Here is a 24,512-nt window from a genome sequence, read left to right on the forward strand (position 1 = left end):
GAACAGTTGTTTGGACAGGCCGTTAAACACCACCAGCAGCAATTGAGGCTTGCTAAACAGCTGGAGGACGAAAACGGTATTCAGGAACAAATCAACGCCCAATTTTCTTTAGGCCACTGCTATTTTGAGCAGGCGATGAAAGCTGAAGGAGAGGCTTCTGAACAGTTGTTTGGACAGGCCGTTGAACACCACCAGCAGCAATTGAGGCTTGCTAAACAGCTGGAAGACAAACAAAACAACATTCAAAAACAAATCAATGCCCAATTTTCTTTAGGCCGCTGCTATTTCGAGCAGGCGATGAAAGCTGAAGGAGAGGCTTCTGAACAGTTGTTTGGACAGGCCGTTGAACACAACCTAGAGCGATTGCGTCTTGCCAAACAGCTGGAAGACAAACAAAACAACATTCAAAAACAAATCAATGCCCAATTTTCTTTAGGCCGCTGCTATTTTGAGCAGGCGATGAAAGCTGAAGGAACGGCTTCTGAACAGTTGTTTGGACAGGCCGTTGAACACCACCAGCAGCAATTGAGGCTTGCTAAACAGCTGGTGGACGAAAACGGTATTCAGGAACAAATCAACGCCCAATTTTTTTTAGGCCACTGCTATTTTGAGCAGGCCAAGAAAGCCAAAGGAAAGGATGCGGAACAGTTATTTGGACTGGCAATTGAACACCACCAACAGCAATTGAGGCTTGCTAAACAGCTGAAAGACAAACAAAACAACATTCAAGAACAAAACAATGCCCAATCTTCTCTAGGCCGCTGCTATTTTGAGCAGGCGATAAAAGCCAAAGAAGAGACTTCTAAGAAGTTGTTTGAGCAGGCCGTTGAACACAACCTAGAGCGATTGCGTCTTGCCAAACAGCTGGAGGGCGAAAACAGTATTCAGAAACAGATTTATGCCCAACATTGGCTAGGCCGTTGCCATTTTGAGCAAGCGATGAAAGCCAAAGGAAAGGATGTGGAACGGTTATTTGGACGGGCAGTTAAATATTACAAATCTCAATTACAACTTATCGAAAAGCTGACAGACGAACAAGGCCGTCTCCGGCAACAAGACAATGCCCAATTTTTGCTAGGCCGTTGTTATTTCAAACAGGCCATGAAGGCAGAAAAAGAAGCAGCAGCTGAGTTAGAAGCAGCAGCTGAGTTATTTGAGCAGGACAATAAATTTTTTCAAAAACGGTCAGAATTTCTTAAGCACTTATCACAATTAACTCTAAAAAAATGGGGGATATATTTTGAATGGAAAAAAAGGAAATACAAAAAACTATTTAAGGATAACAAAGAAAATTTGACAAGCGCTATTTCCGCCATTTTAGCGATTTTAAATATTTCACCCATTGAATTGGACTCAACTCCACTTGCCCATTACACTTCACCTTCCGTATGCGAGAAATTATTTGGCATTGTCCATGATAAAAATGGTGTTAATAATAAAGAAAAGGATCCAGTTGACAAGCAGCAGGCCAGTCCAATGAGAATCAGCAGCTCCACCTATATGAACGATCCAACAGAAGGAGAGGGATTATTGGAGTTACTAAACCTGCAGGATTTGGAATTGGAAAACAAAGTCGATTGCCCTGACTATAATGCTTTTTTTGCCTGTTTTTCCAGCCGCGTAAACGATTTGAACCAGTTCCGCCTGTATGGCAAAGAAAATGGTGTTGAGGCATCGGGCTGTTGTTTGGTATTTAATAAAAATGGGAATTGGTTGAAAGAGCCCGATGTTTCCGTCTCATTCCGTAGCATGGCAAAAAAAGGGGATGAATATTTGAGGGAACAGCCGGTAGAAGCAGATATATCTGATGCAGATTTGGAAGATGCAAACCTACCACTTTATCAAGTAGCTTATATCGCTTACAAAGATGAATATCTTGCTGAAGATAAATGCAGAATATGGTTGCCGAGTGAGGATGATAAAAAATTCGGTATTCAATTAGAGCCTGTAGGGAAAAATTCAAGTTGGTATGACTTTCGCATCAGTGAGCTTGAAAAAGCATTGAAGCAGTTAATTAAATTTTTCAAGAAAAAAACCAATATCAATAATGAAAACAGAAAAGCTTTGGAATATATCCGCTATCTATTCAAAGATTTTGCATTTCGCGATGAAGAAGAGTTTCGCCTATTGAAAATTGAACAAATCGGTTCGGACAAAATCGAATATTGCGAAACTACGCAATCTATCTATATACCTTATGCTAATGCACGCGATATTGTGGATGAAGTGATTTTGGGGACGAATTACGAAAAGAGCGGGAAAGGACGCAAGGCGGAAGCGTTTCAGCATTTGATGCGAAAGCATTACCCAAATGTTAAAGTTTCCCGCTCGTCGTTGCCAATTAATGCCAATCCGCCGATCAAGAAGGATTAGCCAGCAGCAGGCCGGATATTTAAGCCGCTGCCATCTCAAAGCCGCCGGATTCGAGAATCCGGCCTGCCAAACTGGTGCTGGAACTACCCGAAGCCGAACTGGATTGGGTAAAGGAAAAACTGCCGCAGATGATGGCGAGGGTGGATGCAGGGATATTGAAAGTGCCGCTGGTGGCTGAAGCTGGTGTGGGAACGAATTGGGAAGAGGTGCATTAATATTTTTAGGTACAATTCTGCTGGCAATTCATGGGGACGCAAGTGCAGATCCAACCTGAACCGCGCCCGCCAAAAATGCTATTTTAAAGAGTCATGTGCTGATGTTTTACATAATCGTTGCAGTCAAACTCATCTTGGGCCTATTGGCGCTTGTGCTGGTGATTAATTTGACCGGAAAGGGCAACCTCGCGCCCGCTTCGGCCAGCGACCAGGTGCAGAACTATGTGCTTGGCGGTATTGTCGGCGGGGTCATCTACAACACTGATATTTCTATCCCTGTATTCATGCTGATTTTGGCCATTTGGTTTGCGGCGGTTTTATCGCTGCGCTGGCTGAAAAAACATAATAATTTGGTCAAGAGATGGGTGGACGGGCAACCTGTCATGTTGATTTCACGCGGCAAAATCGATGTGGACGCGGCGCGCAAAGCAGGCATCTCGGCAAATGATTTGTCCTTCAAGCTGCGCATGCAGGGCATTTATGCGGTCAAAGATGTCAAGCAGGCCATTCTTGAGCAGGACGGGCAGCTCATCGTCACATCTTTTGGCGAGGAAAATCCGAAATATCCGTTGATTACCGACGGCAGCATTCAGCCGGCCACACTGGAAATGATTGATAAAGATGAAAATTGGCTGCTGGCTGAATTGAAAACTCAGGGAATAACGAACGTTGGCACGGTATTTCTTGCGGAATACGACAACGGAAAGATTACAGTAACAAGTTCTCTCCCGAATCAAGGCTTACACATATGACCATTCTGGCCATTGATTGCATGGGCGGCGACCACGGCACGCAAGTCACGCTGCCGGCCTGCCGCCAGTTTCTGAAGCAGCATGACGACGCCAGCCTGCTGCTGGTGGGGCAGCCCGAGGCGCTGGCGGGTTTTGCGCATCCCCGTGCGCGCGTGGTGCCCGCCAGCGAAATCGTGAGCATGGACGACCCTGTGGAAGTAGCCCTGCGGCGCAAGAAAGACTCGTCCATGCGCGTGGCCATTGAGCAGGTGAAAGGCGGCCAGGCCGACGTGGCCCTGTCCGCCGGCAACACGGGCGCACTCATGGCCATTGCCCGCTACGTGCTGAAAACCGCTGAAGGCATTGACCGCCCCGCCATCGCCTACCCCATGCCCAACAGCAAGGGCGGCGCCACCACCATGCTCGATCTGGGCGCCAACGTGGACTGCACCGCCGAGCACCTGCTGCAATTTGCCGTGCTGGGATCGGCCCTGGTTTCGGCCCTGAACGGCAAGCCCGACCCGCTCGTGGGCCTGCTCAACATCGGCGAAGAAGCCATCAAGGGCAGCGAAGAAATCAAGCGCGCTGGCGAGCTGCTGCGCCAGGCCGCGCAAACCGGCGTGATCAACTTTTACGGCAACGTGGAGGGCAACGACACCTTCAAGGGCACCACCGACATCGTGGTATGCGACGGCTTCGTGGGCAACGTGGCGCTGAAAACCACCGAAGGGCTGGCCAGCATGATTGCGGGCTTTCTGCGCGAAGAGTTCTCGCGCAACCTGCTCACCAAGCTGGCCGCGCTGGCGGCCATGCCCGTGCTGGGCGCGCTGAAAAAGCGCATCGACCCGCGCCGCCACAACGGTGCGGCCCTGCTGGGGCTGCGCGGCCTGGTCTTCAAGAGCCACGGCGGCGCTGATGAATTCGCGTTCTGCTGCGCCATGACCCGCGCGTATGATGCGGCCCGCCACGGACTGCTGGGCCGCGTGCAGGAGCGCATCACGCGCGCCGCGCCGCTGCTGGCCTGCGCCGCCCCCCAGCCGGCCGTCACCACGACAAACTGAAAACGCCGCCCTCTTGGGCGGCGTGTTTTTTGGAGACATTTTTCATGACACGCTACACCCGCATCACCGGCACAGGCAGCTTTCTGCCCGCGCGCCGCGTCTCCAACGACGAATTGGCGGCCGAGCTGGCCGCGCGCGGCATTGAAACCTCCGACGCCTGGATCACCGAGCGCACCGGCATCCGCGCCCGCCACTTTGCCGACCCTGCAACCCCCGCCAGCCAGCTGGCCGTGCCCGCCGCGCAAGCGGCCATGCAAGCCGCAGGCGCGCAGCCGCAAGACATTGATCTGCTCATCGTCGCCACCTCCACGCCCGACATGGTGTTTCCCGCCACCGCCGCCATCGTGCAGCGCCAGCTGGGCATTGCGGGCAGCCCCGCCTTCGACGTGCAGGCCGTGTGCAGCGGCTTCATCTACGCCCTCACCGTGGCCGACGCCATGATCCGCGCTGGCGGCGCGCAGCGCGCCCTGGTCATTGGCGCGGAAGTGTTCAGCCGCATCCTCGACTTCAACGACCGCACCACCTGCGTGCTCTTTGGCGACGGCGCGGGCGCCGTGGTGCTTGAAGCCAGCGACACCCCCGGCATCCTCGCCACCGACTTGCACGCCGACGGCAGGCATGTGGACATCCTTTGCGTGCCCGGCCACGTCAGCGGCGGCCACGCGCTGGGCACGCCCCTGCTGCACATGGACGGGCAGGCCGTTTTCAAGCTCGCCGTCAGCCTGCTCGACAAAACCGCCCGTGCCGTGCTGGAAAAAGCCGGCAAAACCGCCGCTGACGTGGACTGGCTCATTCCCCACCAGGCCAATTTGCGCATCATGCAAGGCACGGCCAGAAAGCTCGGCCTGCCGCCCGAAAAAATCATCGTCACCCTGCAAGAGCACGGCAACACCTCCGCCGCTTCCATTCCGCTGGCGCTGGACCACGCCGTGCGCAGCGGCCAAGTCCGCCCCGGCCAAACCGCCCTGCTCGAAGGCGTGGGCGGCGGCTTTACCTGGGGTTCCGTGCTGCTGACCCTGTAGTCTGCGGCCAGCCGCCGTTTTCGGAAGGCGCGGCGGCCAACACCGATTTCACCCGGGCGGAGCGGCCCGTGGGCGCAAAAAAAGCGGGCTGAAGCGGGCGCGCCGCAGGCGGCCAGGCAGCCCGGTGAGCGGAACTGAACGGCAAACGCGCAAGGCCAGGCGCGCAGCGCCGAATGTGCGGCGCCACTGCGCCACTTTTTTCATCGCGCTGATTTGCTCCTCTATCAATAGCATGACGTCCTAGTGGAATCTGCGCGATAGGGTGTTTTACCCCTCTTGAATTCGCTCCTGTTTTCGATATTTCTGGCAAGCAGAATTCGATTGGAGACACCGCCTTGCCTGGCGCAGCTCCATTCATCAGCCGCGCCTGCGCCGCCCAGACTGCTGCTCCCGCTTCGTCCGCCTCATGAGCGGGCCGTGAGCAGATGACAAGCCCCTCAAAACCTGCTCTCAGGCCAAAGCCTGTTCTGGCCCGCCAGCTTGCTCCACCCGCGCGCGCAGCCAGCAGGCGGCTTCGGCCACGCCCTGGCGCTTGAGGGCAGAAAAAAGCATCACATCGCCGCCGCCCGCTTGCAGGCGGGCGATGGACAGCGCCTTGGCCTGCTCGCTGCGGTTGAGCTTGTCGGCCTTGGTCAGCAGCACCAGAAAAGGCAGGCCCTGCTCCACGCGCGGGCGAATGACCTCCAGCAGCGCCTCGTCCAGTTCCTTGATGCCGTGGCGCGGATCGCAAAGCATGACCACCGCCGCCAGATTGGCGCGCGTGAGCAGGTAATTGACCATGACTTGCTGCCAGCGCAGCTTGTCGGCCTGCGGCACGGCGGCATAGCCATAGCCGGGCAAATCGGCCAGCACGGCATCGGTTTGACCACGGCGGCCCAGGGCGAACAGATTGATGTGCTGGGTGCGCCCCGGCGTTTTGGAAGCGAAGGCCAGGCGGTTTTGCTGCGTCAGCGTATTGATGGCCGTGGATTTGCCCGCGTTGGAGCGGCCCACGAAGGCGATTTCAGGCACTTGCAGCGCGGGCAGCTGGTGCAGCTGGGCGGCCGTGGTGAGAAAACGCGCCGTGTGCAGCCAGCCAAGCGCAAGGGCGCTGGCAGTGTCAAGAGGGTTTTTCTCGCGCGTGTAAGAGGGGGTAAGCGGCATGAGGCGGGCATTGTAGAATTCGCCGCATCTGTATCAGGGCATTCCCGGCCTGGTGTAGTTTTTTCCATAACCATCAAGACGATACCCACATGAAGTCGCCCGCCTTCTTCCTCGCAGCCGCCTTGATTGCGGCTTGCGCGCACGCTGCCGAAGGGACTGCTGCCGAGGCGCCCGCCGAGCAAGCGCCCGCCACCGAAGCGCCCGCTGCGCCTGCCGAACAGGCTCCCGCTGCCGCCGCTCCTGCTGCTTCGCCGCAAAAGATTGATTTGGCGCAAGGCGAGGCGTCTTATTCAGGCATCTGCCTAGCCTGCCACGGCGAAGGCGGCGCTGGCGTGGCTGACATTCCCACGCAGCCCCGGCTGGCGCACCAGCACCCCGACTATTTCATCAAGCAAATGATGGAATTTCGCAGCGGCGCGCGCGAAAACGCCGTGATGGAAGGCATGGCACAGGCCGTTTCGGAAGAAGACATTCACAACATCGCCGCCTGGCTGCTGGCGCAAAAACCCGCGCAAGGCGCCGCTGCCGACAAGGAGCTGGCGCAGCTGGGCGAGCGCATTTACCGTGGCGGCGTGGCCGACCGCAAGATACCCGCTTGCGCTGGCTGCCACAGCCCCAACGGCGCGGGCATTCCGGCGCAATACCCGCGCCTGGCAGGCCAGTTTTCCGACTACACGATCGCGCAGCTGAACCAGTTCCGCGACGGCACGCGCAAGAACAACCAGTCCATGGCCGACATTGCGGGCAAGATGAATGACCGCGAAATCAAGGCGGTGGCCGAATACATCGCCGGCCTGCATTAAGCGCCGGGCCGTCTTACCAGCGATTTTTGCCAACGAGCGCGCCGCCAGTTTGCACCCGCAAGCTGGCGGCGCGTTTTTGCCTGCACAAAAAGAAAAACGCAGCAAGCCGCCGGGCCAAGGCGAACGGGCAACAATCGCCGCTCCCGAGCGCAGCTTTTCGCTGCCGCCTTTTTCCTTTCTGCCCTGAAAACCACCCGCATGAGCACTTCCAGCACAGAAGGCCCTGCCACTCGGCGCGGCTGGCCCGCCTTGCGGCAGGCGGCGGAGCTGCTGTCGTCCATGCGCTTTGCCATTGCGCTGCTCACGGTCATCTGCATTGCCTCGGTCATTGGCACCGTGATTCAGCAGCACGACTCGATGGCTGGCTATGTGAGCAAGTTCGGGCCGTTCTGGGCGGGGCTGTTCATGGCGCTGAAGCTCAATGCGGTCTACAGCGCCTGGTGGTTTCTGCTGATTCTGGCTTTTCTGGTGGTCAGCACTAGCCTGTGCATCGCGCGGCACGCGCCCAAGATGCTGGCCGATCTGAAAGCGTTCAAGGAAGACATCCGCGTGCAAAGCCTGCGCGCCTTCCATTACAAGGCCGAAGCCGCGCTGCCCGCCGCGCCCGCCCAGGAGGCGCAGCGCATCCGCCAGGCGCTGGCGGCCAGCGGCTGGCGCGTGCGGCTGCAAAAACGCGAAACGCCCGAAGGCGACGGCTGGATGGTGGCGGCCAAGGCCGGGGCGGCCAACAAGCTCGGCTACATCGCCGCGCACAGCGCCATCGTGCTGGTGTGCCTGGGCGGGCTGCTGGATGGCGACTTGTTCATCCGCGCGCAAACCTGGCTGGGCGGCAAGTCGGTCTATACGGGCGGCGGGCTGGTGTCGCAAGTGGGGCCGCAGCACCGGCTCTCGCCCGCCAACCCGGCTTTCCGGGGCAATCTGGTGGTCGCCGAAGGCACAGCATCGGACACCGTGGTGCTGGCGCAGCCGGATGGCGTGCTCTTGCAGGAGCTGCCATTTGCCATTGAACTCAAGAAATTCACCATTGAGTATTACGACACGGGCATGCCGCGCCTGTTTGCCAGCGACATCGTGATTCACGACAAGGAAGGCGGCGGCAGGCGCGAGGCCCGCGTGGAAGTGAACCACCCCGTCAAGCACAAAGGCATCAGCATCTACCAAAGCAGTTTTGACGACGGCGGCTCGCGCCTGAAGCTGGCCCTGGTTCCGCTGGGCGCAGCGGACATCGCGCCAGCCGAGCTGCAAGGCGCCGTGGGCGACAGCCTGCCGCTGAACGTGCAGGGCGAAAGCCTGACGCTGGAGCTGGGCGAGCTGCGCGTCATGAACGTGGAAGACGTGGCGCAAGAGCAGCCCGGCATGGCTGCACCCGCCGGGCCGGATCGCGGCCTGGCCCACGCCATCGAGCAGCGCCTGGGCGCGGCTGACAAAACCGTCACGCAGCGCCATTTGCGCAACGTCGGCCCCAGCTTCAGCTACCGCCTGCGCGACGCCGCCGGGCAGGCCCGCGAATACAAAAACTACATGCTGCCCATCGACATGGGCGATGGCGGCCCCAGCGTCTTTTTGCTGGGCGTGCGCCTGTCGGCCAGCGACTCCATGCGCTATTTGCGCATTCCGGCCGACGAAAACCAGTCGCTGCAAGGCTTTGCGCGCCTGCGCGCCGCCTTGCAAGACGCCCGCCAGCGCGAAGCCGCCGTGGCCCGCTACGTGGCGCGCAATCTGGAAGGCGGGCGCACCAGCCTGGCCGGGCAGCTCACCCTCTCCGCCCGCCGCATGCTGGGGCTGTTTGCGGGCGTGGACGCCATCCGGGGCCGCAAGCCTGGCGGGCTGCAAGCCATCGCCGATTTCGTGGAAGAAGCCGTGCCGCCTGCCGAGCGTGAAACCGCCGCCCAGGCCCTGCTGCGCCTGCTCAACAGCGTGCTGTTCGAGCTGAACCAGGCCGTGCGCGAAGTCCACGGCCAAAAGCCCCTGCCTGAAGACGACCCGCAAGCCATCGCCTGGGTGCAGCACGCGGCTGTCGCGCTGTCTGACGTGAACCTCTACCCCGCCGCCTTCACGCTCGAACTCAAAGACTTCACCCACGTGCAGGCCAGCGTCATGCAAGTGGCGCGCGCGCCCGGCCAGGCCGTGGTCTATCTGGGCTGCCTGCTGCTGATTGCCGGCATCTTCGGCATGCTCTACGTGCGCGACCGCCGCCTGTGGATTTGGCTGGCTCCGGCTGCCAGCGGGCCGGGCGCACAAGCCGTGGCCGCCTTCTCATCCAACCGCAAAACGCTGGACGCCGACCGGGAATTTGCCCAAATCAAGGCGCGGCTTTTGCAACTTCCGGCAAGCTCATGTGCCATGCAGCCCACAACCACGCTTTCCTGACGATGAACACCGCCGCCGCCACACCCTCCGCCGCCCCTGCGGCCACGCCGCCGGAAAACGCCGCCCTGGCCGCCGCGCCCGCGCCGGACGCGGGCTATTTCGCCCGCCGCACCTGGGGCGACTGGCTGTTTGCCGCCATCGCCGCCGCTGGCGCGGGCTTTGCCCTGTGGCGCTACCGGCAGGCCATGGACGGCTACGAAACCGCCATCCTCCTGGCCACGCTGCCCATCGTCATCTGGCTGGGCTGGTTCTGGCGGCCCCTGCGCCACCTCATGCTCGTCTGCGGCGGCCTGGCGCTGCTGGCCATCGCCAGCTACGGGGGCGACCTGGGCCGCGCCGAAACCGTCTTCTGGCTCAAATTCCTGCTGTCCAGCCAGTCGGCCATTCTCTGGATGAGCGTGCTCTTTTTCATGAGCACCGTCTTTTACTGGGCCGGCATGTTCATCCGGCAGCCAGCGGCTTCTCTTGAAAGCCTGGGCAGCAAGCTGGCCTGGGGCGCCGTGGCGCTGGCGCTCACCGGCACGCTGGTGCGCTGGTACGAAAGCCACCACATCGGCGCGGGCATCGGCCACATCCCTGTCAGCAACCTGTATGAAGTTTTCATCATGTTCTGCTGGATGACCACGCTTTTTTACCTGTACTACGAGGAGCAATACCGCACGCGCGCGCTGGGCGCGTTCGTCATGCTCGTGGTCAGCGCCGCCGTGGGCTTTTTGCTGTGGTACACGCTCGTGCGCGAAGCGCACCAGATCCAGCCGCTCATCCCCGCCCTGCAAAGCTGGTGGATGAAGCTGCACGTGCCCGCCAATTTCATCGGCTACGGCACCTTCGCGCTGGCGGCCATGGTCGCTTTCGCCTATCTCATCAAGCAGCAGGCCGGCGAGCAGCAGCGGCATCGCATCGCGTCCATGTGGCTGCTGGGCATGGCCGTGTGCTTTGTGCCCCTGGCCTTCCGCCAGCGCGCAGAAGGCGCAGGCGGCGGCTACTGGCTGGGCTACACCATCGTGGCCGCCGCCATCGTCGGCCTCATCGTGCTGGGCCGCAAGCGCATTGCCCAGCGGCTGCCTTCCTTCGAGGTGCTCGATGACGTGATGTACAAGGCCATCGCCGTGGGCTTTGCCTTCTTCACCATTGCCACCGTGCTGGGCGCTTTCTGGGCAGCCGATGCCTGGGGCGGCTACTGGAGCTGGGACCCCAAGGAAACCTGGGCGCTCATCGTCTGGCTCAACTACGCCAGCTGGCTGCACATGCGCCTGATCAAGGGCCTGCGCGGCACTGTGGCCGCCTGGTGGGCGCTGGCGGGCCTGGCCATCACCACCTTCGCCTTCATCGGCGTGAACATGTTCATCACCAGCCTGCACAGCTACGGCTCGATTTAGGCGCCTGTGTGCCGCCTGTGCGCAGGTGCGCAAAGCGCAGATCCGGGCGCTTTGCGGCCTTGCGAATCCTGCCGGGCTGCTGCCGGGATGCTGCCGGGATGCTGCCGGGATGCTGCCGGGCTGCAATTGGGCGGAAAGGCAGCCCGTATTCGCTCCTGTATCAATAGCGCGATGTCCTAGTCGAATGGGCGCAGGGCCTGTTTTTCAGGCTATTGATTCGCTCCTTTTTCCAAAGCGCAAATAACGCTCTGGCCATCCCGGCCCGGCTCGCCTGCCTGGGGCAAGCGCCTGCTGCGTTTCATGCCACGCCGCCGCTGGCAGCTCCAGCCCGGAGCCTTCTTTTCCGAACGCCGCCTGCGCCGGAATCCATGCTGCGGCCGCGCCCTTTGGCCATGCGCACAATACGGCGCGGGAAAGGCGCTTTCCCGCGCCATTTCCTCCTTCAACCAATGAAAGAGTTGCAACATGGCAGAAAAAACAGACCAAAAAACAGTCCGGCAACCGGCTCAAGACCCGGCGAAAGACAAGCTGGGTTTCAAGCTTTTGCCAGCAGGCATTGCACTGGCGTTGGCGCTGCTGATCGCGTTCGCCATTCCCGTGCCGCAGGGCGTGACGCCCCGGGCCTGGCATCTGCTGGCGATGTTCGTGGGCGTGATCGCCGCCATCATCTGCAAGGCCATGCCCATCGGCGCGCTGTCGATGGTGGCCATCACGCTGGTGGCCGTGACGGGGGTGACGGCGGACGTGCCTGAAAACGCCATCAAGGATGCGCTTTCGAGCTTTGCCAATCCGCTGATCTGGCTGATTGGCGCTTCCATCATGATTTCGCGCGGGCTGCTGAAAACGGGGCTGGGCGCGCGCATCGGCTACTTTTTCATCGCACTGTTTGGCCGCAAGACGCTGGGCATTGGCTACAGCCTGGCGCTGTCGGAGCTGCTGCTGGCGCCGGTGACGCCCAGCAACACCGCGCGCGCTGGCGGCATCATCCATCCGGTGATGAAGGCCATTGCCGCCAGCTACGACTCCGACCCCGAAAAAGGCACGCAAGGGCGCATGGGCCGCTATCTGGCGCTGGTCAATTACCACGGCAACCCCATCAGCTCGGCCATGTTCATCACGGCCACCGCGCCCAATCCGCTGGTGGTGGACATCGTGGCCAAGGCCACGAATTCCAGCATCAAGCTCAGCTGGGGCACGTGGGCGCTGGCCATGCTGCTGCCGGGCCTGGCGGCCATGCTGCTGATGCCGCTGGCGCTGTATTGGCTCTACCCGCCCGAAATCAGGGAAACGCCCAACGCCGCCGCTTTTGCCAAGGAGCGCCTGGCCGAGCTGGGGCCGATGAACCGGGGCGAAAAAATCATGCTCGCCATCTTCGCGCTGCTGCTGGCGCTGTGGGCGGGCGTGCCCGCCCACATTGGCGGCCCGGCCTGGGCGGTGGACGCCACGGCCACGGCCTTCATCGGCCTGAGCCTGCTGCTGCTCACCGGCGTGCTGAGCTGGGAAGACGTGCTCAAGGAAAAAAGCGCGTGGGACACCATCACCTGGTTCGCCGCGCTGGTGATGATGGCCACGTTCCTGAACAAGCTCGGCCTGATCGCCTGGTTTTCCCACATGCTGGAGGGCGGCATTTCCCATCTGGGCCTGGGCTGGGCGGGCGCGGCCAGCCTGCTGGTGCTGGCCTACTTGTACGCGCACTACATGTTTGCCAGCACCACGGCGCACATCACGGCCATGCTGGGCGCGTTTTACGCCGCTGGCATTGCGCTGGGCGCGCCGCCCATGCTGTTTGCCCTGCTGTTGGCCGCCGCCTCCAGCCTGATGATGACGCTGACCCACTACGCCACAGGCTCCTCGCCCGTGATCTACGGCTCGGGCTACACCACGCTGGGCGAGTGGTGGAAGGCGGGCTTTGCCATGAGCGTGCTGAACCTGCTGGTTTTCACCCTCATCGGCGGCGTTTGGTGGAAGGCGCTGGGGTACTGGTGAGAACCGGCTCCAGCCACTCCGCCGCGCATCAAAAAGAGGAGCTGATACAAGAGGCCAAAAAACGGCCTCTGCGCCCGTTCCACCAGGACCTCTAGCTATGGTTTAAATAGCGAAACAAGGCTCTGGGCAGGCTCTCAGTCAGGGCATGTTCTGCGGGCGGTCCGGCTTGCCCGTCTTGCCCATCACGCCCTGCACGGCGCGGTAGAGCGCATCCGAGCCGTGCAGGGGGTTGGCGGGGTCGAAGGCGAAAGGATTGGGCTGCGCCGCCTGGGCGCCCTGCCCTGCCTGGCGGGCTGGCTCCGGCGGGTGCAGAAAGAAAGACAGCGTTTGCGCGCCGTGGGCCTGGTGGCGCAGCAGCACGCGGCGCAGTTCGGCGGCGCTCATGGCGTGCATGGGGTGGAATTCGGTGACGCTGTAGCGGCCCTGGCGCGAGCGGGCGAGCCAGTCGAAAAAGCTGTCGTCCTGCGTGGCTTCGCCGTAGAGGTTGATGCCCAGCTGCACATGGCCAAAGGGCTTGAGCGACGCTTCAGAGGCAAAGCGCGTGCCGTCCCAGCCCGCTTTTTCAGCGGGGTAGATCTGCTGGGTGCGGCGGGGCACACCGGCCAGGCAGGTGCGCTCCAGCAGCGCGTCAAAGTGGCGCAGGTAGGCCACCACCTGCTCGGCGCGCCAGGCGTGCCAGAGGGCGGCCAGCGGGTTGTAGAAGACGGCGGCGTGGTCTTGCGGCGTATCAATCCAGTAGGCCGCGCCGGAGCCGCCTGCTGGCTGCATGGGCGGCAGGGCCGCCTGCATGGGCTGGGGGCGGGGAGTGGACTGCTGGCGGTCCATCACGGCCACGTAGCGCGCTCCCATGTGGATGAGGCGCGGGCCGTCTTCCAGCGCCAGATCAATGCGGTACAGGCCCGCTGGCAGCCGGGCAAAAGGCAGGTCATAGCGCCAGCCGACCTGGGCCGTGCCCAGATCGGGGCGGGCCGCCGCCACGTCTTGCCGCATGAAGCGCGCGGGCACGCGGGCGGCAAAGCGCCCGTTCAGATACACGCGCACCCAGGCCGGGCCGCTGGCCGCGTGCGCCCAGCCGCTGACGGGCAGCAGGCCGTGCGCGGTGGCGTCCAGATGCTGCCAGTAGTGCGTCAGCGGCTGGCGGCGGATGTCGCGCGAAGGCGGCTGCACGTCGTCAAACGAGGCAAAGGGCGCGCCGCCCAGCCAGGCGTTCAGCGCCCCGATGTCGCCCGCAAAGCGCCGCGCCAGCCAGCGCGAAAAGCCCTGGCGCGAAGCGGCGCTGTAGTCGGTAATCACATAGTCGCTGCCCGCGCCCATGCCGGCCTCGAAATCGGGGTAGAGGTGATGCACTTCGCCCAGCAGGTTGATGCCCGCAATGCGCGCGCGCGCCGCAGGCGGCATCTGGCACAGGGCGTCCGCCAGCGCGCGGATGGCCTGCTCGCGCCGGTGGGTGATGGGGTTGTCGGTGCGGGCAATGCTCCACGGATACAGCGGCCAGCCCATGTAGCGGTCCGGCGGCAGCGGGCCGGCGGGCGTGGCGGCCATGTTGTCGGGGTTTTGCGCCAGCGCGGTCTCGATGGGCGCTTCTTCGGAAAAGTGGGTGGAAAAGAGATACAGCACCACCGGGCGCGGCACGCCTTCAATCGTGCGCGCAATGCGCCGCAGCGCCTCTTCATTGACGGCCCAGCGCCCTTCCGGCGCGGGGGCGGCCTGCGCGTGCGGCTCGAACAAATTGAGCAGCGGCACCACCAGCGTGTAGCCCAGCAGAAAGCGGCCATCGGCGCTCTCGCGCGGCCCCAGCGCCTGCAAGGCGCGCTCTATGCGCGGCGCGGCCGAGCCGTCAGGCGCCGTGCAGGCGGCGTCAGCGGGCGCGCCGCGCGGCCCCAGCGCCAGGCAGTTGTGCAGCCCGCCCAGGGCCGGGGCCAGCAAAAGCGGCGCGCGCCCGGCCTGCCACAGCCAAGCGGAAAAAGCCGCCAGCGCCGCAAAAAGGGCGGCGGCCAGCGCCAGGCACAGGGCGTTGATGGGGCGGTCGTTGCGGAAAGCGGGCGTGGCGCTCATGGAAGAAAACCGGAAAAACGTGGGGGGAACAAGAACGGGCAATGAACAGGCGGGGCCGTTTGGCGCGCCCTCAGAAACAGGAGCAAATCCAAGAGGGTCTAAATACCATCCAGCGCACTTTCCACTAGGACATCTTGCTATTGATAAAGGAGCGAAATAAGGCTGTGCCCCAGCCCACGGCCAGGCTCCGAACAGGCTCTCAGCCCATTTGCAGCGCAATGGTGACGGGGCCGTCGTTGATCAGCGCCACCTGCATGTCGGCTCCGAACTGGCCCGTGGCCACCTCGGGGTGCGCGGCGCGGGCGCGGGCCACGAAATCGTCATACAGCTCGCGGCCCAGGGCGGGCGGCGCGGCGCCCGCAAAGCTGGGGCGGTTGCCGCCGGATGCGTCGGCGGCCAGCGTGAACTGGCTGACGATGAGCAGGCCGCCCGCAGCGTCTTGCACGCTGCGGTTCATCTTGCCCTGCCCATCGGCAAAGATGCGCAGCTTGAGAATCTTGGCCAGCAGCCGCTCGCCCGTGGCGGGGGTGTCTTGCGGCTCGGCGCAAATGAAAACCAGCAGGCCCGCGCCAATGCGGCCCGTCACCTGGCCGGCAATGCACACCTCGGCCTGCGACACGCGCTGAATCAGTGCTTTCATGGAAGGCGGCTTTCTTCAGAGGATGGGCTGGCTGCCGTCTCGTCCGGCTCGGGCGGCAGGATCTGGATGAGCGCGCACAGGCCGGGCACGCCTTCGGCCAGCGCGGCGGCCACCTGGGCGCGCAAGGCGGCCGCTTGCGTCAGCGTCCACTCAGGCGGCAGGTGCATGTGCAAATCGGCAAAGCGGCGCTGCCCGGCCTGGCGGGTGCGCACGTGGTCAAAGCGCGCCACGCCATCGGCGGCAAAGCGCGCCAGCACGGCCTGAATCTGCGCCAGGGTTTCGGCCTGCACGGCCTCATCCATCAGCCCTTGCGACGATCGCCACAGCAGGCCAAAGCCTTCGCGCAAGATGTTCAGCGCCACCAGCAGGGCCATGAGCGGGTCCAGCCACAGCCAGCCCGTCAGCGGCGCAAGCAGCACGCCCGCCAGCACGCCGGCGGAAGTCCACACATCCGTCAGCAAATGGCGGGCATCGGCCTGCAACGCCAGCGAGCGGTGCACGCGCGCGGCGCGCAGCATGAGCCAGGCCAGCGCGCCATTGAGCGCAGAGCTGCCCACCGACAGCGCCAGCCCCCAGCCCGCCAGCGCCACCGGCTGGGGCTGCGCCAGGCGCGGCAGCGCCGCCCAGGCAATGGCCGCAGCGGCCGCCAAAATGAGCAGCCCCTCGAACGCAGAGGCAAAGTACTCGGCCTTGTAGTGCCCATAAGGGTGCCCCTCGTCGGCAGGGCGGCTGGCCACGGTGAGCATGAGCAGGCCAAAGCCCGCCCCCGCCAGATTGACGACGGACTCCAGCGCATCCGACAGCAGCCCGACGGAGCCGGTGAGCTGCCAGGCCAGCGCCTTGAGCGCAATGGCCGCGCAAGCCACGGCAGCGGACGCGGCCATGAGGCGGCGCGGCGTCAGCCAGTGCAAAAAAGCGTTTCCGGAAACAGGCATGAAAACAGGAGGAAAGCGGAAAAACAGCGCGCAAACCACTCGGACAAGGCGCGCCAAAGAATGCGGATTGTGGCCACAGCCGCTGAAACGGCTGCTTGCGCCTGCCTTTTTCCCGTTACCGCGCGGCTTGGGCGGCATGGACAAAGCGCTTTCTAAAATCGCCGCCCATGTTCACGCGCCGCCCGACTCTCGCCGCCCGGCTCCGCACCGCCTTCTGCCTGGGGCTGGCCCTGCTGACAACGGCCTGCGCCCACGGCTCGCTGCCTTCGCAGGCATCCGGCCGCGTGCTGGAGCAAGGCCGCGCCTCCTGGTACGGCGCAGACTTCCAGGGCCGACGCACGGCCAGCGGTGAGCGCTTTGACATGCACGCATTCACCGCCGCCCACAAGACCCTGCCCTTCGGCACCCGCGTGCTGGTGCGCAACCCCCGCAACGGCAAACAGGTGGTGGTGCGCATCAACGACCGGGGCCCCTTCTCCCAGAGCCGCATCATTGATTTAAGCCGCGCCGCCGCCCGCCATCTGGGGCTGGAAGGCAGCGGCCACGGGCACGTCGTGCTGCACGAAGCGCAATAGGCGCCAGAAAAGCGGCGGCAGCAAGCCTGCCCCGCATGCCGCCGCCGCTCCCCGGAACGCATCCCCCTCTTTCCGCGCCCACCGCGCCCCGGCCCTGAACTGGCCCGGCCCGCGCCAATTCAGCTCTTGTTTCAATAGCATGAGGTCTTAGTGGAACGGGCGCAAACGCTATTTATGGCGGCTTGAATTTGCTCCTGTTTTCAATGCGCTGCCGCTTCCCTGCCTGCCCGCGAGAAGCTGCGGGCCGAAACGGGCGGCAAACGCAAAACGGCCTTTGCCACGCCCGCAGCGCGCCTTGAACGGTTTTTTTATTTCAGCCCGCCCGTCTCCACCGTCCAGCCCTGCCCGGCCCCACGCTTGAGCGCATTCAGCACGGCGGGCAGGGCCGCGCGCAGGGCGGCGGGCAAGGTGTGCGGCGGGTTGATGACGAACACGCCGCTGGCTGACAGGCCCGCCTGCCCCTTGGCCGCGCCCACGTTCAGCGTGGCGTGAAGCCAGCCGCGCCGCGCCTGATTGGCCAGGGTCTTGAGGCGGCGCGGCAGGCCGTGCGCTTCAGGCCGGGCGATGATGGGGTGCCAGACGAGATACACGCCCGTGGCAAAGCGTTGCAGGCATTGCTGGATGGCGGCCGCCGCGCGGGCGTAGTCGGTCTTGATTTCGTAGCTGGGGTCCATCAGCGCCAGCGCGCGGCGCGAACCGCCAGCCGCTGCGGGCGGCGGCAGCAGGGCGGGCAGGGCGGCAAAGCCGTCTTCGGTCTGAATGGTGATTTGGCGGCCCGCCTGCAACTGGGCCACATTGGCTTGCAGCGCGTGAATATCAGACGGATGCAGCTCGAACAGGCGCAGGCGGTCGTGCACGGCGGCGCGCTCTTGCGCCGCCATGAGGCGCTGCATGATGAAGGGCGATCCGGGGTAGATGCGCCAGCTTTTGCCCGGCGCGTTGAAGCTGGCGACCATGTCGAGATAGTCGCGCAGGGCTTCGGGCGCGGGCGCGCCGCCATCAGCCTGCCCATTGGCCTGCGCCTGCAAGGCCAGCACGCCTTGCGCGGCCTCGCCGGAAGTGCGGGCGGCCTCGCTGTCCAGCCGGTACAGGCCCGCGCCCGCATGGGTGTCCGCCAGCAAAAGCGGCGCGGACTTGGCCATGAGATGCCGCAGCGTGGCAATCAGAGTCAGATGCTTGAGCGCGTCGGCATGATTGCCGGCGTGAAAGGCGTGGCGGTAACTGAACATGGGGCAATCGTAATGGCAGCGCATGTGTAGAATCGCCGGTTTTTTGTAGCGCCGCCCGCTCCGCGACAAAACGCGCTTTTGCCGGCATTTTTGCCAGCTTCGGCGCGCCAGCCGCCTGAGAGATTCCCGCCAGAGGAATGCCGACCGCGGAAAAGAGCGGGCCAGCCACTTCACTTTCCCCGAAAAGGAAAAAACCATGAAAACGTTCAGCGCAAAACCCGCTGACGTGAAGCATGAGTGGTTTGTGATTGACGCCACCGACAAGGTGCTCGGCAGGGTAGCCAGCGAAGTTGCCCTCCGTCTGCGCGGCAAGCACAAAGCCATTTACACGCCTCACGTCGATACCGGCGACTTCATCATCGTCGTCAATGCCGCCAAGCTCCGCGTGACCGGCAACAAGGAACTGGGCAAAAAGTATTACCGCCACACCGGCTACCCCGGCGGCATCCGCATGACCACCTTCCGCGACATGCAGGCCAAGCACCCCGGCCGCGCGCTGGAAAAGGCCGTCAAGGGCATGCTGCCCAAAGGCCCACTGGGCTACGCCATGATCAAGAAGCTGAAGGTGTATGGCGGCGCAGAGCATCCGCACACCGCCCAGCAGCCCAAAACGCTGGAAATCTGATAGGAGCCGTCAATGATTGGTGAATGGAACAATGGCACAGGCCGCCGCAAATCCAGCGTGGCCCGCGTGTTTCTGAAAAAAGGCTCCGGCAAGATCACGGTCAATGGCAAGTCCATCGAGGAATACTTTGGCCGCCAGACCTCCATCATGATCTGCAAGCAGCCGCTGGTGCTGACCGAAAACACGGAAACCTTCGACGTGATGGTGAACGTGCGCGGCGGCGGCGAATCCGGCCAGGCCGGTGCAGTGCGCCACGGCATCACCCGTGCGCTGATTGATTACGACGCCAACCTCAAGCCGCAGCTGTCCGCAGCCGGCTACGTGACCCGCGACGCCCGCGAAGTGGAACGCAAGAAGGTCGGCCTGCACTCCGCCCGCCGCCGCAAGCAGTTCAGCAAGCGCTGATTCTGGCGCTCACGCTGGCACGGTGCGGCAAAGCTGCCTTCTGTGCTACAAGCAAGCCGTGCCGCCCGCAAGGGCCGCACGGTTTTTCTTTGGCCCCGCCACGCCCACTTCAGAGGAGATGCAAGCTCATGTTCAACCAGAAAAAACACCCGCCGATGCGCAACGCCATTGGCGCCGGCATGCAGGTGCAGGGGCCGTGCACGTTTGAAGACGGCCTTCAGATCGACGGCACCGTGCTGGGTGACGTGCTGCCCGCATCGGAGCAGAGCGTCAGCAAAATCGTGATCGGCCCCACGGGCCAGGTGCAGGGCACGATTCGCGCGGATTTCATCGTGATCGCGGGCACCGTGATCGGCAATGTGCAGGCGCTCGAAGCGCTGGAACTCCAGGCCAGCGCCCATGTGCAAAGCGAGGCCATCCAGTACCGCACGCTTGAAATGCAAACGGGCGCCGTCATCTCAGGGCAATTGCAGCCGCAGCTGATGCCGCCTTCCACGCCCGCAAAAACCATTTTGACAGGCGAAGATCAGGCGGTTTGATAGACTGCCCGCGATTTCCGCATTGAATATAAATACAGGAGTTACCCCATGAATGCCGCCCCTGAAACCCAAGCTGCCGCTCCGGCCATGCCGGACCCCATCGTCTTTACCGATAGCGCCGCCGCCAAGGTGGCCGATCTCATTGCCGAAGAAGGCAACCCCGATTTGAAGCTGCGCGTGTTCGTGCAGGGCGGCGGATGCTCCGGCTTTCAATATGGCTTCACGTTCGACGAAATCGCCAATGAAGACGACACGACGATGACCAAGAATGGCGTTTCGCTGCTGATTGACGCCATGAGCTTCCAATATCTGGTCGGCGCTGAAATTGACTACAAGGAAGATTTGCAGGGCGCGCAATTCGTTATCCGCAATCCAAATGCCGAAACCACTTGCGGCTGCGGCTCGTCATTTTCCGTGGCGGAAGAATAAATTCCACAAATAAAAAAGGGCGCTTCTTAAAGCGCCCTTTTTTATTTTCCAGGAACATGAAATGAATTCACTCGAAAGCTGCGCCCGCCATTTGTTTGGCTGATTCCAGCTGGGCCTGCATATCAAGAGAAAGCTGGGCAAATGTTTCTTTTTTCGCCACCGAAGCCAGCACGGCGCCGCTTTGCTCGGCCAGCGCCACTGTCGGATTGACGGGCTTGTTTTCCACGCGGAACTCGAAATGCAGGTGCGGCCCCGTCGCGCGGCCCGTGGCGCCCACGGCACCGATCACATCGCCCTGCGACACCTTCTGCCCAGGCTTCACGTCAATGCGCGAAAGGTGCGCGTACACCGTCGAATCCTTGCCGTTGAGGTGGCTGATGTAAATCACGTTGCCATAACCGTTTTGCGCGCCGGCCACCGTCACGGTGCCGTCGCCAATAGTGCGCACGGGCGTGCCCGTGGGCGCGGCGTAATCCACGCCCGTGTGCTTGTGCGTGTAGCCCAAAATGGGATGATGGCGCTCGCCAAATTTGCTGGTCACGCGCAGCACAGGCAGCGGAGCCGTCAGATAGGCGCGCCGCAGGCTCTCACCAGCAAAGTCAAAGTAGCCGCCTTGCCCGGGGTTGCCGCTTTCCTGGAACCAGACCGCCTCATGCGCTTTGCCGCGATTGACGAACTCTGCGCTCAGCACGCGGCCTGCGCGGACCGGCTCGCCATCAGCTTCCAGCGTCTCGTACACCACCGAAAAGCTGTCCCCCTTGCGCAGGCCTTTGTGGAAGTTGATGACCGAGCCAAAAATATCGGCCAGCTGATACGTCACGCTGTCAGGCAGATTGACCTCATCGGCCGCCGCGAAGAGCGACGAGCGGATGACCCCGCTTGCCACGCGCTGGCCCACTTGCAGCGGCGCCGTTTCCACGCGGGCTGTCAAGCCGGCTTCCGTCTTTTCCACGATCAGCCGCCTGAATTCCTGGCTTCCCGGCTTGTCCAGCCAGTGCGTACGCAAGGAAAGGAGCTTTTGCCCGTCATCGGCCTGCACTGCCACGGGCCGCCCCGTGCGGCTGAACAGCGCGTTGTGCGCGTCCGCATGGCCGCGCAGAAAACGCGCCGCCTCGGCATCCACCACCCCCATGCGCGCCAGCAGCGCTTCCGGCGTATCGCTGCTGCGCGTGCTGCCATTGCGGTACAGCGTCAGCGCGCCGCCGCCTTGCGCAGCCACGTCTGCCTGCACAGGCTCCGTCACCAGCCGCACCAGTTTGGGCGGCTCGGCGGGCGTCAGCGCGGCCATGGCAAACGTGCCAGCGCCCATTAAAAAGGCGGTGATGGCCGCCGTCGTGCGTTTCGGGTTGCGCTGAATCAGTCCAGCAATGAACAAGACAATGGCAGAAGGCTTCACGGGGATATCCGGGTCAAGGCGGGAAGCGGCAGACTGTAGCCTGCACACTACAATTTGAGTCGTTTTCTTTGCTTTTGGCAAAGCGGGCGAGTATAGCCATGCGCCTTGCACGCAAAACCCGCTTTGCCTTTCCTTTCCCCAGCTTTACATATGACACAGCCTCCCGCGCAAGCCGCTTCAAGCCCCTTTCCCATCACCGACCGCGTGCGCGAAGCCATGCAAATCACCCTGCGCGGCTGCGATGAACTGCTGCCCGCCGCCGACTGGGAACAAAAACTCGCCCGCGCCGAAGCCACCGGCCAGCCGCTGCGCATCAAACTGGGCCTGGACCCCACCGCACCCGACATCCATCTGGGCCACACCGTCGTGCTCAACAAGCTGCGCCAGCTGCAAGACCTGGGCCACACCGTCATCTTCCTCATTGGCGACTTCACCACCCTCATTGGCGACCCCAGCGGCCGCAACACCACCCGCCCGCCGCTGAGCGCCGAACAAATCCGCGCCAACGCCGAAACCTATCGCGCCCAGGCCTACAAAGTGCTCAGCCCTGAAAAAACCGAGCTGCGCTACAACAGCGAGTGGTGCGACCAGCTGGGCGCGCGCGGCATGATCCAGCTGGCGGCCCAATACACCGTCGCCCGCATGATGGAGCGCAACGACTTTCACGCGCGCTTTCACTCCGGCGCCTCCATCAGCCTGCACGAATTCCTCTACCCCCTGCTGCAAGGCTACGACTCCGTCGCCCTCAAAAGCGACCTCGAACTCGGCGGCACCGACCAGAAATTCAACCTCCTCATGGGCCGCCACCTGCAAATCGAACACGGGCAGGAACCCCAATGCGCGCTCACCATGCCCCTGCTCGTGGGGCTGGACGGCGTGGACAAAATGTCCAAAAGCAAAGGCAACTACATCGGCATCACCGAAGACGCCAACACTATGTTCGCCAAAGTCCTGTCCATCAGCGACGAACTCATGTGGCGCTGGTACCCCCTGCTGTCTTTCCAGAGCCTGGCCGGCATTGAAAAACTCCAGGCCGAAGTCGCCGCAGGCCGCAACCCCAAAGAAGCCAAAGTCATGCTTGCGCGCGAAATCACCACGCGCTTTCACAGCGCCCAGGCGGCCAGCGCTGCCGAGCAAGACTTCATCAACCGCAGCAAAGGCGGCGTGCCCGACGACATTGCGCAAGTGCAGCTGAGCGCCGGCAGCGAGGGCCTGGGCATCGGCCTGGTGCTCAAGCAATCGGGCCTGGCCCCTTCCACCAGCGAAGCCAACCGCCTGATAGACGGCGGCGGCGTGCGCGTAGACAGCGCCGTCATCAGCGACAAGGCCCTGAAGCTGCGCCCCGGCACTTACGTGGTGCAAGTGGGCAAGCGCAAATTCGCCCGCGTCACCCTGGCCTGAAAACCCATGTGCGGCTTGCTCCTGCTGGCCTGAATACACCAAAAACAGGAGCAAATATGAGGGGCCTGAAATGCCGTTCCTCGCAAATTCCACTAAGACCTCATGCTATTGATTCAGAAGCGAAAAATTCCTCGCTTCCCGCCCGCGCCTTGCCCATTCCAAACCGCTTCTTCACGCTGAAAGACGGGGCGCGAACAAACGCCGGAAACCTGTTCAGAGTCTGACCATGAGGGGCGAAAGCGCGGCCCCGGGCGCTCTTGGGCCTTGCCCATCTTCAGCGGGTCACAAAGGCTGCAGCAAGGCCAGCTGCGCCTCGTCCAGCCAGCGCCACTGGCCGGGGGCCAGATCAGCGGGCAAGGCAAGCTGGCCAATGCGGCTGCGGTGCAGCGCCGTCACGCGGTTGCCCACGGCAGCCAGCATGCGCTTGACCTGGTGGTACTTGCCCTCGGTCAGCGTCAGGCGCAAGGCATGACTGCCCGTCGCCTCGCAAGCGGCAGCGCGCACGGGCTGGGGATCGTCATGAAGAACCACCCCCTCCAGCAGCCGGGCAATTTGCGCGGCAGTCACCGCATGCGCTGCGCTCACCTCATACACCTTGGGCACATGGCGGCGCGGGGCGTTCATGCGGTGAATGAAAGCGCCATCGTCACTGAGCAACAACAAGCCAGTCGTATCCTGATCCAGCCGGCCCACAGCCTGCACACCGCTGGCCCTGCCACCCTTGGCGGCAGGGCGCTGCCGCAGCATGGCAGGCAGCAAGGCATAAATGCTGGGCCAGGCGCTGGGGCGCTGCGAACACTCATAGCCCGCTGGCTTGTGAAGCATGAGATACGCAGGACTGCGGCACTCCCAAGGCTGCCCCTGCACGGCAATGCGCAGGCCCTGCGGCGGAAAAACAGCCGCCGGATCAGTGCAAACGCTGCCTTGCACTTGCACCAGCCCCTGCGCAATCAGCCCCGCGCACTGACGGCGCGTGCCAAAACCCTGGGCAAAAAGAAGGTCATCCAAACGTTGCATGGCGAAAAGCATAGGCACCTGTTGCAGGCTTGCAGCCTTGGTCAAACCGTTGCCCGATATTGCTGCTACAGAATTAACAGCATGATGTCCTAGTGGAAACTGCGCGAGATGGCATTTTCAGCCCCTTGAATTCGCTCCTGTTTTTAAGCTTTTCTGCGCCGCCAGGCCAGTGCAGCCAGACCC

Annotated in this window: 23 protein-coding genes; 16 read left to right on the forward strand and 7 right to left on the reverse strand. The window is 62.5% G+C overall.

Translation table 11 applies throughout. The features are described from left to right. The 5 genes from QB898_RS05175 to QB898_RS05195 form a co-directional block, all read left to right on the forward strand. Window positions 1-2,373 (forward strand): SEL1-like repeat protein (locus QB898_RS05175; RefSeq protein WP_279524081.1); only part of this gene is annotated, 2,373 nt, incomplete at its 5' end. Between the two features lie 74 nt (window positions 2,374-2,447). After that, window positions 2,448-2,588 carry a hypothetical protein gene (locus QB898_RS05180; RefSeq protein ID WP_279524082.1) on the forward strand — a complete coding sequence of 47 codons (141 nt, stop codon included), beginning with the start codon at window positions 2,448-2,450 and terminating at the stop codon, window positions 2,586-2,588. Window positions 2,589-2,689: 101 nt separating this feature from the next. Next, window positions 2,690-3,340, forward strand: a complete 651-nt coding sequence (locus QB898_RS05185; RefSeq protein ID WP_279524083.1) for a DUF421 domain-containing protein — start codon at window positions 2,690-2,692, stop codon at window positions 3,338-3,340. Then, entirely contained in the window at window positions 3,337-4,380 is a 1,044-nt protein-coding gene (gene plsX / locus QB898_RS05190; protein ID WP_279524084.1) for a phosphate acyltransferase PlsX, read from the forward strand. Before QB898_RS05185 ends, plsX begins: the two co-directional genes overlap by 4 nt. Before the next feature lie 44 nt (window positions 4,381-4,424). Then, window positions 4,425-5,402 carry a beta-ketoacyl-ACP synthase III gene (locus QB898_RS05195; RefSeq protein ID WP_279524085.1) on the forward strand — a complete coding sequence of 326 codons (978 nt, stop codon included), beginning with the start codon at window positions 4,425-4,427 and terminating at the stop codon, window positions 5,400-5,402. A gap of 450 nt (window positions 5,403-5,852) precedes the next feature. Here QB898_RS05195 and yihA read toward each other — a convergent pair whose 3' ends face one another. After that, window positions 5,853-6,545 carry a ribosome biogenesis GTP-binding protein YihA/YsxC gene (gene yihA, locus QB898_RS05200; RefSeq protein ID WP_050715570.1) on the reverse strand — a complete coding sequence of 231 codons (693 nt, stop codon included), beginning with the start codon at window positions 6,543-6,545 and terminating at the stop codon, window positions 5,853-5,855. An 89-nt stretch (window positions 6,546-6,634) separates the two neighbouring features. Between yihA and QB898_RS05205 the strand changes: the two genes are divergently transcribed. From QB898_RS05205 to QB898_RS05225, 5 genes are all read left to right on the forward strand, one after another. Continuing rightward, window positions 6,635-7,348 carry a c-type cytochrome gene (locus tag QB898_RS05205; protein ID WP_279524086.1) on the forward strand — a complete coding sequence of 238 codons (714 nt, stop codon included), beginning with the start codon at window positions 6,635-6,637 and terminating at the stop codon, window positions 7,346-7,348. After that, complete coding sequence (locus tag QB898_RS05210) at window positions 7,299-7,535, forward strand: hypothetical protein (protein ID WP_279524087.1); 237 nt, start codon at window positions 7,299-7,301, stop codon at window positions 7,533-7,535. The genes QB898_RS05205 and QB898_RS05210 overlap by 50 nt, the downstream gene beginning before the upstream one ends. An 11-nt stretch (window positions 7,536-7,546) precedes the next feature. Continuing rightward, window positions 7,547-9,718 (forward strand): cytochrome c biogenesis protein ResB, encoded by a 2,172-nt coding sequence (locus QB898_RS05215; protein WP_279524088.1) that lies wholly within the window; start codon window positions 7,547-7,549, stop codon window positions 9,716-9,718. Window positions 9,719-9,720: 2 nt separating this feature from the next. Next, window positions 9,721-11,097: a c-type cytochrome biogenesis protein CcsB gene (gene ccsB, locus QB898_RS05220; protein ID WP_082203210.1), complete on the forward strand. Its 1,377-nt coding sequence runs from the start codon at window positions 9,721-9,723 to the stop codon at window positions 11,095-11,097. A 465-nt stretch (window positions 11,098-11,562) separates the two neighbouring features. Beyond that, the gene (locus tag QB898_RS05225; protein WP_279524089.1) at window positions 11,563-13,083 is read left to right on the forward strand and encodes a DASS family sodium-coupled anion symporter; all 1,521 of its coding nucleotides are present in this window, start codon (window positions 11,563-11,565) and stop codon (window positions 13,081-13,083) included. Window positions 13,084-13,221: 138 nt separating this feature from the next. On the opposite strand, the gene QB898_RS05230 is transcribed toward QB898_RS05225, so the two are convergent. From QB898_RS05230 to QB898_RS05240, 3 genes are all read right to left on the reverse strand, one after another. Beyond that, window positions 13,222-15,138 (reverse strand): hypothetical protein, encoded by a 1,917-nt coding sequence (locus QB898_RS05230; RefSeq protein WP_279524090.1) that lies wholly within the window; start codon window positions 15,136-15,138, stop codon window positions 13,222-13,224. 199 nt (window positions 15,139-15,337) lie between these two features. Further along, window positions 15,338-15,778, reverse strand: coding sequence for a D-aminoacyl-tRNA deacylase (gene dtd / locus QB898_RS05235; RefSeq protein ID WP_279524091.1), 441 nt, complete (start codon window positions 15,776-15,778; stop codon window positions 15,338-15,340). Continuing rightward, the gene (locus QB898_RS05240; RefSeq protein ID WP_279524092.1) at window positions 15,775-16,713 is read right to left on the reverse strand and encodes a cation diffusion facilitator family transporter; all 939 of its coding nucleotides are present in this window, start codon (window positions 16,711-16,713) and stop codon (window positions 15,775-15,777) included. Before QB898_RS05240 ends, dtd begins: the two co-directional genes overlap by 4 nt. 167 nt (window positions 16,714-16,880) lie before the next feature. On the opposite strand from QB898_RS05240, the gene QB898_RS05245 reads away from it, so the two are divergent. Then, on the forward strand, window positions 16,881-17,288 hold the full coding sequence (locus QB898_RS05245) for a septal ring lytic transglycosylase RlpA family protein (protein ID WP_102283242.1): 408 nt from the start codon (window positions 16,881-16,883) through the stop codon (window positions 17,286-17,288). 308 nt (window positions 17,289-17,596) lie between these two features. On the opposite strand, the gene QB898_RS05250 is transcribed toward QB898_RS05245, so the two are convergent. Beyond that, complete coding sequence (locus QB898_RS05250; RefSeq protein WP_279524093.1) at window positions 17,597-18,517, reverse strand: 23S rRNA (adenine(2030)-N(6))-methyltransferase RlmJ; 921 nt, start codon at window positions 18,515-18,517, stop codon at window positions 17,597-17,599. 196 nt (window positions 18,518-18,713) lie between these two features. Between QB898_RS05250 and rplM the strand changes: the two genes are divergently transcribed. From rplM to erpA, 4 genes are all read left to right on the forward strand, one after another. Then, entirely contained in the window at window positions 18,714-19,142 is a 429-nt protein-coding gene (gene rplM, locus QB898_RS05255; protein ID WP_102283243.1) for a 50S ribosomal protein L13, read from the forward strand. Window positions 19,143-19,154: 12 nt separating this feature from the next. Further along, complete coding sequence (gene rpsI / locus QB898_RS05260) at window positions 19,155-19,547, forward strand: 30S ribosomal protein S9 (protein ID WP_050715564.1); 393 nt, start codon at window positions 19,155-19,157, stop codon at window positions 19,545-19,547. Window positions 19,548-19,675: 128 nt separating this feature from the next. Continuing rightward, window positions 19,676-20,086 (forward strand): bactofilin family protein, encoded by a 411-nt coding sequence (locus QB898_RS05265; RefSeq protein ID WP_050715563.1) that lies wholly within the window; start codon window positions 19,676-19,678, stop codon window positions 20,084-20,086. A gap of 87 nt (window positions 20,087-20,173) precedes the next feature. Continuing rightward, complete coding sequence (gene erpA, locus QB898_RS05270) at window positions 20,174-20,515, forward strand: iron-sulfur cluster insertion protein ErpA (protein WP_102284480.1); 342 nt, start codon at window positions 20,174-20,176, stop codon at window positions 20,513-20,515. A gap of 67 nt (window positions 20,516-20,582) precedes the next feature. Here erpA and QB898_RS05275 read toward each other — a convergent pair whose 3' ends face one another. Next, window positions 20,583-21,911 (reverse strand): M23 family metallopeptidase, encoded by a 1,329-nt coding sequence (locus QB898_RS05275; RefSeq protein WP_279524094.1) that lies wholly within the window; start codon window positions 21,909-21,911, stop codon window positions 20,583-20,585. Window positions 21,912-22,061: 150 nt separating this feature from the next. On the opposite strand from QB898_RS05275, the gene tyrS reads away from it, so the two are divergent. Beyond that, window positions 22,062-23,312: a tyrosine--tRNA ligase gene (gene tyrS, locus QB898_RS05280; protein ID WP_279524095.1), complete on the forward strand. Its 1,251-nt coding sequence runs from the start codon at window positions 22,062-22,064 to the stop codon at window positions 23,310-23,312. A gap of 282 nt (window positions 23,313-23,594) precedes the next feature. Here the strand turns inward: tyrS and QB898_RS05285 are convergent, their stop codons facing one another. Further along, window positions 23,595-24,329, reverse strand: coding sequence for a pseudouridine synthase (locus QB898_RS05285; RefSeq protein ID WP_102283246.1), 735 nt, complete (start codon window positions 24,327-24,329; stop codon window positions 23,595-23,597). Window positions 24,330-24,512 lie beyond the last annotated feature (183 nt).

The organism is Ottowia cancrivicina (genome assembly GCF_029813755.1).
GTDB lineage: Bacteria > Pseudomonadota > Gammaproteobacteria > Burkholderiales > Burkholderiaceae_C > Ottowia > Ottowia massiliensis.